Source organism: Nostoc punctiforme PCC 73102 (genome assembly GCF_000020025.1).
In the GTDB taxonomy this organism is placed as follows: domain Bacteria; phylum Cyanobacteriota; class Cyanobacteriia; order Cyanobacteriales; family Nostocaceae; genus Nostoc; species Nostoc punctiforme.
Genome location: NC_010628.1, coordinates 547,330 through 559,029, shown reverse-complemented (window position 1 = coordinate 559,029; position 11,700 = coordinate 547,330). Strand labels below are relative to the sequence as shown.

The following is an 11,700-nucleotide window of genomic DNA, read 5'->3' as shown; positions in this document are numbered from 1 at the left end:
ATTATTAACATCTTTTGTCTAAGTTCTAGCCTGAATGCAATTTATAAAGATAAGTTGGTTGGCGCAATTAAAGCTAACTAGCAAGGACTGTCATTTGTCCTTTGTCATTGTTCATCAGTAAGGACTTTAAGACTATTTACGTTTCGTAACCTAATTTGGTTTATTTCTACCAACTTACTTACTTCTGATGAATCTCTGCACAAAGGCATTCATCAGAGACATTACAAAGGGCCTGCCATCAATGTACTTTGCACTGTTTTCCCCATAGACTTGGCTAAAGACCAAGATGTTTCTACCTGCCCTAAAGGTTCCATCGGGATCAGAATGCTCACGCTTACCCAGGGAATGCGTTGCTTGCGCCACTGGGCCAATTGATCTGCCAAGAACCAGTGAAAAGGTGATGGATTTCCGCCGTCTGGCATTGCGTACCATTGCAAGACAGCGAAGGTTTGCTGTGGTGTGGCGGCACGAAAGAACCTAGCTTCTACTTTACTTTCAACATTAGAAGCCAACTTGCCAGAGGGTTTCACAGTAAATACGGCAGAACGAGATTGCGCTATATCCCACTTTCCCCAGCGCGATCTTCCCCAGCCGTTAACATCTGTCCACTCTACCTCTGGTTGATCCATAGGCCCATTTTGCGGCAGCAAAAGCAGGATTGCCTGGGATTGGGAACCTTCTTTTTTAAGTACCTGCAAAGACCATTTATGTTCGCCAATTTCCTGTTCTGCTTGTTCAATAGTTTGCCAACCAGGAAGGGCTAACCCAGCGTTACGGATCTGTTTTAACTCGTGGAGGTTGGTAACAGGTAGCGGCTGTTTCCATTGCCAGTGTCCTGTCAGATATCCAGGAACCCCTCCTATTGCTAGCAGTAGTAGCAATAACAAAAGTGCTGCTACCTGATTGAACTGGTTTTCTTTGAAAAACTTGGAGAATGAAATCATCAGTAAAATTTGTGTTACTTAGGCAAAATTTTACTTTATAAAATCACACCGTGAGTTCAGTAATATTTATGAGTAGATAAGAAGCAGGGGAGCAGGAAAGGATTAGGGGACGAGGGGGACAAGGGGAAATTATTGAATAAGTCTCTTCCTTGTCTCTTCTCTATGCCCAATGCCCAATCCCCCCTACTCCTCTGCCTCTTCTGCTCAATGCCCAATAGTTCTAACTTTCTGTTTCTTGCTCAGTTTCTAGAGATGTTGAAAAATAGTTATTAATCCAATTCAGTAGGGGTACTAATGACACCAGCATACAAGCAGAGTATAAGTCACCACCCCAACCTTCATGTAGCCATTTAAAAGCCGCTTCTTGACCTGTACCGTGAAAGAAAGTTAGTAAAGTGTTACGAATGATATTGGCAATAGTACTAACGATCGCAGCAAGAGATAAAAACGATATGGTTGTGCGCCGTGAAGATAAAGCATCTGTCCAATAAAGCAGCATCAAGCCAACGTAGAGAGTCGTGAACAACATTTTCAACCCTGCACAATAGGGCGCAACTTCTACAATGCGTCCTCCCACGTAGAGATTGGTTTCATTTACTGTTACGTCCATACCAAATTGATTCAATATGAAACCTGCCGTACCAGCGATGAAGCTTTGCAGAGGCAAGGTATAGGGCGCAATGAGATAGGGTGCTGCCGTCGGGGTGGCCAAAAATACCAGTAGCAGAGGGAATCCTTGCGATCGCAAACCTGCTATTCCTTTAAACCACAAACATAATCCTGCCAGGATAACGGGCAAGGAAAGGTTAACCCACTCTGTAACACCACTAAGATAAAACACTGCCCCTAGTAACAATAAAACAGCGCTCAAAGGATGTATGGTCTCTGGTAAACGTGTCCACTTTTTCCGGTTCATCCAGGCCAAATAAGCCGCAAATGGTAAACCAATAATCCCGTGGCTGAAATATTCGTGTTCTGTACTGATATTTTTGTTCAGCCAACCATCTAACCAGTGTAGCAATATAGGCGCATAAAGCAGCAGCAAAACGCCTATAATAGCTAGATTCAATAAGTCTGAGGCGTTTCTTTTTTTAATCTGTTGCTGGAGTGCCATGATTTTTATTGGTCATTGGTCATTTGCAAAGGACAACTGACAAAGAACAAATGTCTAATTGTTGGATGCACATATTATAAGTATGAATTAACTTTAGGCTACCACGCTGTCAAGGTCAGCATTGGAGGTTTCATCTACCTTAGAAGTTGTTGAAACTGCATGAGCGATCGCAGCTACAACTTCTTTAACTTGGCTACTGCTCAAACCAGGATACATCGGTAATGATAATATTTGCTGTGACAGTTTTTCTGCTTGAGGGAAATCTCCAGGCTGATAGCCTAAGTTGCTGAACGCTGGCTGGAGATGACAAGGAATTGGATAGTGAATGCCAGTTTGAATTCCTACCGCTGTGAGTTTTTCCTGGAGTTGCTGGCGTTCTATTGGGCAAGAATCATCAACTTTAATGACGTAAAGATGATAAACGTGTCCTGTATCACTTTGGTTTTCTATAGGGATAATACCAGTAGTTGCCAAGGGTGCTAGTTCAAGATCGTACTGCTGGGCAATAGTCAAGCGATCGCGATTCCACTGTGGCAAATATGGTAATTTTTGGTGCAAAATAGCTGCTTGTAAAGTATCCAAGCGGCTATTTGTACCAGGTTCAGTATGAAAATACTTTTGCGATGCACCATAATTTCGCAAACGTCCCATCTTCTGGGCGACATCTGAATTTCGTGTCAGCAGCATTCCCCCATCCCCAAATGCTCCCAAATTTTTGCTGGGATAGAAACTAAAAGCTGCTGCTATGCCTACTGAGCCAGCGTGATATCCGTCTCTTTGGGCAAGGTGTGCTTGGGCGGCATCTTCAAAAATTAGTAGTTTGTAGGTATCAGCAAATTTGATGAGTTCACGTGGCGATACCATTTGACCATAGAGATGTACAGGAATAATTGCTTTAGTTTGAGGCGTAATTGCCTTTGCTGCGGCCTCTAAATCAATTAAAGCTGTTTGGCGATCGCAATCTACCAGAATTGGCTTCGCGCCAGCGCGGATAACCCCAATCAAGGTAGCAATGAAAGTGTTGGCTGGTAAAATTACCTCATCGCCAGCACCAATATTACAAGCTTGCAATCCGAGAGCGATCGCATCTGTTCCTGATGCAACACCAACACCATAAGCTGCCTCCGATACTGCCGCAAATGCTGCTTCAAAATCTGAGAGTGCTTGCCCTAAAATAAAATCTCCCTGTTCCAATACAGATTGGATTGCATATTGCAATTGCATTTGAATTGGTTCATGTTGCAACTTCAGGTCTACAAAAGGAACTCTAACAGCCATTTTATTCATTAGTAGTTGTCCTCAAAAAATATTTCCTCAAATGGAAAAAATAAAAAAGCCCACACAATTTTCAGTATGAAATTGTAATAGGTTCAATCTATTCGATCGAGACTTATATAAACTATCTAGGATTGTCAGCCATAAGTGCTAGCTGTTATAAGTAATAATTGCTATAAAAATTACTCAAATATAATTTCCGTAAGTTAATTTACTTAGAGTTTGCTAGTAAAAATTTTTCCTTCTGTACATAAATAATGACAGCTCCTTTGTATTGTATCCTTAGGGTTAGCTTACCCTGGCTGAATCCAAATCTAACGCAATCTGACTGTAAAATCCCAAGCAATAAAGACTACATCAGTACTAAATAAAGAATATCTAGCACCAGTAATTAGTAACTTGTGCATACCGCATCGCCGAGTTAATGGAAGGGAGAAAAAATTTTGCCCTAAATTTGTTTGTCAGAGGCAAAATTAGGGAATGCTTAAAAATAGCAATTGATAACCTAGAAATAGGACTTGGATCAATTACACGATAGAGAAATTATTAAGGTAGCAGTGGCAATGATAGAGCCTGAAAACAAATTATTTGCCCTAAAGGATGGTTGGGATTCTCATGAATCAAGAGAACAGCAACGCCTAAAAGCTTTGTCGGATTTAGGTTTGCGGCAACCAGAAACAATTCCGGTTTTTGAAGAAGCCACACAGACTGCTGCACACTTTTTGGAAGCACCAATTTCCATATTGGGATTTGTGGATCAAGAACGTCACTGGTTTAAGTCAGCAGTGGGCTTATCTAGGCTAGGGCTAATGAATCATTTGGCACAAAGCCGCCAACTGTCACGCAGGGAATCGTTCTGCACTCAGGTTGTAGAGAGTCTTCAAATATTTGTAATTAATGATACACATAAACTTACAGACCCAGTACTTGTTAGCAGCAAGCTGGTGCAGGATTATGGTATTCGTGCTTACTTAGGAGCGCCACTCATTGATGCTGAGGGACATTGTTTAGGTGCGTTGGCAGTGATGGATTTAGTGCCACGCAATTTTACAACCCGAGACATTGAGTTTTTACAAATCATAGCTCGTTGGAGCATGAGTGAATTTGAGCGTAACCGACTTTTGCAAGGCAAACTCGAATCAACCACTCTCAAGACCGCTCCTATATTTTCACTTAATGACGAACGTAACACTGAAATTAAAATCACCGCACCCACTCAAGATAACGACTCTGTTTCTACCAAGCAACTGAAATTGGAACTTTTGGGTCAGTTAACTCAGGAGTTACGCACGCCTTTAACATCTGTACTTGGTATGGCTAGTGTTTTAGGACGTGAAATTTATGGGCCTTTGACGACTAAGCAAAGAGAATATTTAGAAATTATCCAACATAGTGGTCGGTATTTACTTTCCCTAGTAAACGAAATTACCGAACTAGGAGCTATGGATGACAACTCAACTGTACTGAATTTAGCTCCTGTGGATATTGAAATGCTATGCCAACAAGCTATCAATACCCTTGAAGAAGTGGCTAATCGCCGCGAGCAAGACATTCGCCTCTCTATAGAACCGGGACGTAATCGCATTTGGCCTTTAGATAAAGACAAGGTGCGGCAAATGTTATATCACCTGGTTTTCAGTGTGATTCAACTTTCGGCTACAGGTAGCATTGTTCGCATTCATGTCTCTTACAAAGAAGATACGCTCAACATTACTATTTGGGTTTCTCATCCCTGGTTAGGGGACGGTATTACTGAGGTTGACCCCTACTTCCGTCTCAATTCTTTGTCGCTGCTAGAGTTAACAGGTGAGGTAGCAACTTACAATACTCATACAGAAGGACAACAGCAACTAGATACTTCATCAGTAGCAGTGGACAATTCAAAAAGCCTGAGTGATTCCCACTCCAATTTTCTTGCTGCGAGTTCCGGTCTAAATTTAGCTAAATTACATGGAAGTCTTTCTCGTGAAAGCTTGGGTCTATTGCTAAGTTGTCAATTGGCAGAGTTGCACGCTGGACAAATTTTGATTCAAGGTTCACCAGAATCAGGATATCGTTATGTGCTTTCTTTGCCACTGCAACTGGCAACTCCCTCACAAGCAATTAGTGATGTCTGATCGCAGCCTGTAGAGAACAGATTACAGGTGATAGGGAATAGAGAAAGGCAAATTCATACTTTTCTATGTAGTAAGTACATGAATTAAGAGCGTCATTACTAATTTACAAACTACGTTATTACCTTTTTATAGCCATAGGCATTATGATCAAATCCAAGTTCTGCGTCGGCAGGCTAATTGATCGCAATGTTTTTTATGAATTTAGTCTGGCAACTATTTACTTTATCATCTTTACCGCTCAAAGAATATCTTGCTACCAGTTACGTACACCGTTCTCTGGTGGGACTGTTAAGCTCTTGGCGGCAAACCAGCGTCTTGATTCAGTGGGGAGATGCGATAGCAGCTGTATTACTCAGCTCAATATATGCCCTTGCACCTTTTGCTTCGAGTACTTTGGTAGGTTTATTGCTGGTCGCTTGTGTGGGATTTTGGCTATTGTTGACTTTATCTGATGAAGTCACACCAGCAAATGTCTCGTCAGTCACTCCCATTCATCTACTGGTATTGCTCTACTGGGGAATTGCCGTAATCGCAACAGCATTATCACCAGTGAAAAAAGCGGCACTTAACGACTTGGGAACTTTGACCTTGTATTTGCTACTATTTGCCCTTTGTGCCAGGGTATTAAGGTCGCCTCGCCTCCGGTCTTGGATTCTCACCCTTTATCTGCACGTATCGTTAATTGTCAGTGTCTATGGATTGCGGCAATGGTTTTTTGGAGCCACAGCACTGGCAACTTGGGTTGATCCGGAATCTCCTCTGTCTAAGACTACAAGAGTCTACAGTTATTTAGGAAATCCCAACTTATTGGCTGGATACCTCTTACCAGCAGTAATTTTTAGCTTGGTGGCAATTTTTGCATGGCAAAGTTGGCTCAAAAAAGCCTTAGCATTAACAATGTTGATTGTCAATACTGCCTGCCTGATCCTGACTTTTAGTCGTGGCGGTTGGATTGGACTAGTGGTGGCAGTTTTGGCGGTGATGGCATTGCTAGTTTTTTGGAAGAGTGTGGAAATGCCTCCTTTTTGGCGTACTTGGTCGCTGCCCATTGTCTTAGGAGGTTTAATTGGGATATTACTGTTAGCAGTGATATTTGTAGAGCCAGTTCGCCTGCGGGTGTTCAGCATTTTTGCTGACCGTCAAGATAGTAGTAATAATTTTCGTCGAAATGTGTGGGATGCTGTCTTTGAGATGATTCGCGATCGCCCAATTTTCGGTATTGGCCCTGGTCACAACTCTTTTAATAAAGTTTATCCGCTCTACCAACACCCTCGGTACACTGCTTTAAGTGCTTATTCGATTTTGTTTGAAGTGACTGTAGAAACTGGGTTTGTTGGTTTAGCTTGCTTTCTCTGGCTAATAATCGTCACATTTAATACGGCGCTTTTGCAAGTACGACGATTGCGACGATTGAGAAGTGTAGAGGGATTTTGGTTAATTGGAGCGATCGCTATTTTGTTGGGTATGCTCGCTCACGGCACTGTAGATACTGTCTGGTATCGTCCTGAAGTCAATACCCTCTGGTGGCTCATCGTTGCTTTAATTGCCAGCTACTGGACACCTTTAACTCAAAACCAGACAAATCCATCTAACCCAGAACCAGCAGTAAACTAAAACAAGCAAATTGTCAGTTGTTTTTCTACTGAACAACTGACAAATGAATGAATCTTGAGTTGTCTAGTCCCTGTAAGTAGTGGCACCTGGGGCATTAGGGTCCCGATAAGCAGTCGGTTCGTTATCACGCTTTTTACCTGCCAAACCAGCTAGACCGAATAAACCAAGTAATCCTAGCCAACCCCAATCAAAATCGTTGCGATCGTAAGTGGTCGTTCTGGGAGCAGTATTGGCTCCGGGATCAGTTGTCGTCTGAGCTTGTGCGGATAGAGTTAAGGGTAAAATTCCCATACTCAAGGTGAGAATGCCTGCGCCAACAGCTGTAATGAAATTACTTTTCATAAGTTGTGACAATTCCTTATGCCATCCGAAGTTACTCACCACTGTATCGATTCCCAACCTTAATAAAATCAATCTGTGGCTATAAACTAGGGATTTTTATAAGTCACGCTGTGGACATACAACATGGTTTTTACAGCAATCGTTTCTCACTCTGGTGTGGTAGTGTGAACCACAATGACCCTTAATAACTTTTCATTGCGCGTTGAATGTCACGCTGATCTTGCCGTCGTTTCAGGTCTTCTCGCTTATCATGGAGCTTTTTACCTTTGCCAAGGGCTATACTCACTTTTACCCAGCCCCGTTTGAGATACATTTTCAAAGGGATTAAAGTTAGACCCTGCTGTTCTACTTTGCCAATTAACTTGCGAAGTTCTTGACGATGTAACAGCAGCTTTCGTGTCCGCCGTGGTTCATGATTAAAATATTGTCCACTGGCGTTGTAGGGCGAGATATGAATATTGATCAACCATGCTTCGCCATTGCGAAGCAAAGCATAGCCATCTTGGAGATTTACTTTACCCGCACGAATTGACTTAACCTCGGTTCCTGTCAACTCAATTCCGGCTTCGTAAGTTTCCAGAATTTCATACAAATAACGGGCTTGACGGTTGTCAGCAATAACTTTGTAACCTTCGTTCTTGTCGCTCATTGATAATTTTGTGCGTTTTAAATGTACCTAAAAAATTATTTGGATTGCCTTGCGAATTATAGGGTATTCATTATAACCGCTATAAATATTGAACTCTATATCACTAATTTAGCTTTTATAAGTTCACAATTAAGAGTTTTTAGGTAACTTAAAAGTTACCTGATATTGATTACATCTGCGGTTTATCCAGAACTTGGGGATTTTACCTCAAGTTTCACCAAGCTTGATTTTGTGCAGTTTCACAAAGACTTGGTAAGTAAATCGGCGTAAATAATTAAAGGTTTGTAGTATAGCTTGTTGGGTATCTTGTTACAAGACGCTACTCGTAGAGAGGGCTGAAGCCTTCTCTACAAACTTATTTCAATCATGGCTACTTAACTTATATTTTGGTAAATTACTGATAAAATTAATAATAATTTATACTATAATGGAAATCTGCTCTGTCTTATTAATGAGTTGTTACAAATTAAAAAGCTCTCTATGCTTCCTGAGCTGAGGGAGTTAAAAGTGAGTTGCACTTCGTTAACCTTATAAAAGATTTAAGATTTTCTTTATAAATCAACCCTGAAGGCAGTCATTACCTGGTAATCCTGTCATAGTATGAAACATAAGAACACTATTCTTGCCAGTGTTCACTTATGAAGCGCGTAGAAGCAAATTTCTGAGTAAAAAAAATGCTAGGGGTGTATTGTCCATGCCCTTGACGATCCTTGTAGTGGATGATGATTTGGGCACTCGTCTGTCTGTTAGCGACTATCTTGAACTGTCTGGCTACTCAGTGATCACGGCTAATGACGGTCAAGAGGCTTTGTTTATGGTGGATGAGTATAATCCTGATTTGATTGTCACGGATATCATCATGCCACAGATGAATGGCTACGAACTGGTGCGTAGGGTGCGTCAACAAGCAATGTTTCGGTTATTACCTGTAATTTTATTAACAGCCCGAACTAAGACCCAGGAAAGAATTCTGGGCTATCAGTCAGGGTGCGATTTATACTTACCCAAACCTTTTGAATTGGAAGAGTTAGCAGCAGCAATCCGCAATCTTTTGGAGCGATCGCAAATTATTCAATCGGAGTATCGCTTTTCTCATAAAGAAAGTTTGGGCATTTCCGGCTTAACAAAACCGGGGGATGCCCATAATTCTCTGTCTACTCAAATTCAGACATCCCACTTACACTCATCCCTAACTCATAGAGAACAAGAAGTCTTAGAGTTATTGACTCATGGTTTGTCTAATGCCGATATGGGTCATCAGCTACACCTGAGTCCCCGCACAGTGGAAAAGTACGTTAGCAGTTTATTGAGAAAAACTTCAACCAGCAACCGAGCAGAATTAGTGCGTTTTGCTATGAAGCATGGTTTAGTCGAATAAAAAAGTGAGGAGTTAGGAATTAAAACTCAGAACTCTTCACTTTTAACTTTTGTGAGCAGACCTTCACAAGCATCAATTAGTAAATCAATAACCTGATTAAATCCGTCTTGACCACCGTAGTAAGGATCTGGAACTTCCTTTAAGGTGTGTCGAGAGCAAAACTCACACATCAAACGCACTTTATGCTGATATTGCTCAGTGCGATCGAGAGTGAGGATATTCTCATAATTTTCTTGATCCATCGCCAAAATTAAATCAAAGTCTTGAAAGTCTGACTTTTGAAACTGGCGTGCTTGACCACGTAGTTTAATTCCCAACTTTGTAGCAGCCGCAGCACTCATGCGTCTGTCAGGTGGGCTACCCACGTGATAACTAGATGTACCAGCTGAATCACAGATGATGGCATCGCTCAAGCCTGCCTGCTCAATTAGATGATTCATTATGTTTTCTGCCGATGGCGATCGGCAGATGTTACCTAAGCAGACAAATAGCAACTTGTAAGGCATAGATGTTTTTTGTCCTTTGTCAATAGTCATTTGTCCTTTGTCTTTTGACAAATGACCATTCGGGTGACGCTCCTACGTTGCTACCGCTTCTCTACGAGACGCTACGCGAACGCTAACACCAGTTGCTCATGGGGGAAACCCCCTTCTCTACGAGACGCTCCGCGAAGGCGCTAGCCTCTCCCTTTCGGAGAAGACCGTACTGGCTCACCAATGACTAATGACCAATGACTAAAATCCAGGTAACTCCAACCCACTGGTTAATTCTTCCATACGTTCCCGCATTGTTGCTGTGGACTTGTTATAGGCTTCTTTCATTGCCACCGTCACGAGATCGGAAAGTACTTCTGCACCTTCTGCAAGAGCATCTGGAGAAATTTCTACCCGCTTGGGTTCTTGGTTCCCACTGACAATCACCTTCACCAGACCACCGCCAGATTCTCCTAGAATCTCCATTTGCTCCAATTCTTCTTGGAGTCGCTTTGCACCTTCTTGAACTTGCTGTGCTTTCTTAAAAGCATCGGCTAGTTCCTTCATTTTTCCTAAACCAAAACCAAATCCCTGTCCTTTTCCTGTCATAATTATTTGTACGCTTGTGCGTTGAATAACAAATCAAATTCAATTATAGATGCGGTAAGTAATTTGCCTCTTTTTTTACCAATAATTAATGCATCTGGGAATTGGGCACTGGGCATTGGTTATGACACATCTTTACTGATATGCCTAGTTCCCAATCCCCATCCCCGGAATTGAAAGTTTCAGCAAGCACCTTGAAACTCTCCGAGCATTTTGACTTCTGGCTCTAAATTAATAGACCAACGTTCTTGCACCTGATGTTGGATGTGGCGAATGAGACAGAAGATGTCACTAGCTTTGGCTCCACCACGGTTAACGATGAAATTAGCATGGAGTAGTGCTACTTGCGCTCCACCAATTTGGTAGCCTTTGAGGCCAGTTTGTTCAATTAACCAGCCAGCACTGTAAGGTTTGGGATTGCGGAACACACTCCCACAACTGGGGAAGTTATATGGTTGGGTGCTTAACCGATGCTTTTTGTGTTCTTTGGTGATTGCTACAACTTTTGCTGGGTCTGCACCTGGCGCGAGTTGTAAGGTGGCTTGGGTGACTATGCGATCGCCACCTTGCAATAATGAAGTCCGGTAGCTATAACCTAACTGTTCCGGGGTAAGAGTCTCCAGCGTCCCATCGGGTGAAAGAACCTCGGCACTCACTAACATATCTGCGATACAGCTATTATGTGCCCCTGCATTCATTACCACAGCACCTCCGGCTGTTCCAGGTATACCAACAGCCCACTCCAATCCTTGCCACCCTAATTCTGCTGCCGCCCATGCCAAGCTGGGAATTGATTCTCCAGCAGCAACGGTTAATTGACCGGTTTGGGGGTCAAAGTGGCTGAAGCGGAGATGACGAGTCGCGATGACTAAGCCTGATATACCACCATCGCTCACTAGCAAGTTAGAACCTGCTCCCAGGGTTGTAACCTTTAGATCGCCTTCTTTTGCGTATTTCAGACTGGCTTGCAGTGCTTCTAAGTTTCGGGGGGCAACGTACAAATCAGCTGCTCCCCCAACCCTATAGGAAGTAAACGCTGACAAACAAGCCTGGGACTTGATCGTACAATCAGTATTTGGTAAGTAAATTACTTCACTATCCACCGAATTAGTTGTTTGATGTTTCTTTGTATTCAAAGCAGAAACTGTGCAGACGTTTCCAGCTGCCTGGGAAATGGTCATTTTTACT

General features: G+C 42.4%; 11 protein-coding genes. 3 read left to right on the top strand and 8 right to left on the bottom strand.

The genetic code is table 11. The features are described 5' to 3' along the window. Positions 1-221 precede the first annotated feature (221 nt). The 3 genes from NPUN_RS02345 to NPUN_RS02335 all read right to left on the bottom strand — a co-directional run bounded on the left by NPUN_RS02345 (position 222) and on the right by NPUN_RS02335 (position 3,336). The gene (locus NPUN_RS02345) at positions 222-944 is read right to left on the bottom strand and encodes a cyanoexosortase B system-associated protein (RefSeq protein ID WP_012407262.1); all 723 of its coding nucleotides are present in this window, start codon (positions 942-944) and stop codon (positions 222-224) included. 220 nt (positions 945-1,164) lie between these two features. Continuing rightward, positions 1,165-2,058, bottom strand: a complete 894-nt coding sequence (gene crtB, locus NPUN_RS02340) for a cyanoexosortase B (protein WP_012407261.1) — start codon at positions 2,056-2,058, stop codon at positions 1,165-1,167. Between the two features lie 93 nt (positions 2,059-2,151). Next, positions 2,152-3,336 (bottom strand): DegT/DnrJ/EryC1/StrS family aminotransferase, encoded by a 1,185-nt coding sequence (locus NPUN_RS02335; RefSeq protein WP_083782456.1) that lies wholly within the window; start codon positions 3,334-3,336, stop codon positions 2,152-2,154. 560 nt (positions 3,337-3,896) lie between these two features. On the opposite strand from NPUN_RS02335, the gene NPUN_RS02330 reads away from it, so the two are divergent. Both NPUN_RS02330 and NPUN_RS02325 read left to right on the top strand, forming a co-directional pair. Continuing rightward, positions 3,897-5,450 carry a GAF domain-containing sensor histidine kinase gene (locus NPUN_RS02330; RefSeq protein WP_012407259.1) on the top strand — a complete coding sequence of 518 codons (1,554 nt, stop codon included), beginning with the start codon at positions 3,897-3,899 and terminating at the stop codon, positions 5,448-5,450. A 195-nt stretch (positions 5,451-5,645) separates the two neighbouring features. Continuing rightward, the gene (locus NPUN_RS02325; RefSeq protein ID WP_041565140.1) at positions 5,646-7,064 is read left to right on the top strand and encodes an IctB family putative bicarbonate transporter; all 1,419 of its coding nucleotides are present in this window, start codon (positions 5,646-5,648) and stop codon (positions 7,062-7,064) included. A gap of 63 nt (positions 7,065-7,127) precedes the next feature. Here the strand turns inward: NPUN_RS02325 and NPUN_RS02320 are convergent, their stop codons facing one another. Together NPUN_RS02320 and smpB are read right to left on the bottom strand one after the other, a co-directional pair. Further along, positions 7,128-7,406 (bottom strand): WGxxGxxG family protein, encoded by a 279-nt coding sequence (locus NPUN_RS02320; protein ID WP_041565139.1) that lies wholly within the window; start codon positions 7,404-7,406, stop codon positions 7,128-7,130. 181 nt (positions 7,407-7,587) lie between these two features. Next, a complete protein-coding gene (gene smpB / locus NPUN_RS02315) occupies positions 7,588-8,055 on the bottom strand; it encodes an SsrA-binding protein SmpB (RefSeq protein WP_012407256.1) in 468 nt (155 codons plus the stop codon). Between the two features lie 694 nt (positions 8,056-8,749). Here smpB and NPUN_RS02310 point away from each other — a divergent pair. Next, the gene (locus tag NPUN_RS02310; protein WP_012407255.1) at positions 8,750-9,433 is read left to right on the top strand and encodes a response regulator transcription factor; all 684 of its coding nucleotides are present in this window, start codon (positions 8,750-8,752) and stop codon (positions 9,431-9,433) included. Positions 9,434-9,459: 26 nt separating this feature from the next. On the opposite strand, the gene NPUN_RS02305 is transcribed toward NPUN_RS02310, so the two are convergent. The 3 genes from NPUN_RS02305 to murB all read right to left on the bottom strand — a co-directional run bounded on the left by NPUN_RS02305 (position 9,460) and on the right by murB (position 11,693). Further along, on the bottom strand, positions 9,460-9,939 hold the full coding sequence (locus tag NPUN_RS02305; protein ID WP_083782455.1) for a low molecular weight protein-tyrosine-phosphatase: 480 nt from the start codon (positions 9,937-9,939) through the stop codon (positions 9,460-9,462). A 228-nt stretch (positions 9,940-10,167) separates the two neighbouring features. Continuing rightward, entirely contained in the window at positions 10,168-10,515 is a 348-nt protein-coding gene (locus tag NPUN_RS02300) for a YbaB/EbfC family nucleoid-associated protein (RefSeq protein WP_012407253.1), read from the bottom strand. A 179-nt stretch (positions 10,516-10,694) separates the two neighbouring features. Continuing rightward, entirely contained in the window at positions 10,695-11,693 is a 999-nt protein-coding gene (murB, locus tag NPUN_RS02295) for a UDP-N-acetylmuramate dehydrogenase (RefSeq protein WP_012407252.1), read from the bottom strand. Between the last annotated feature and the right edge of the window lie 7 nt (positions 11,694-11,700).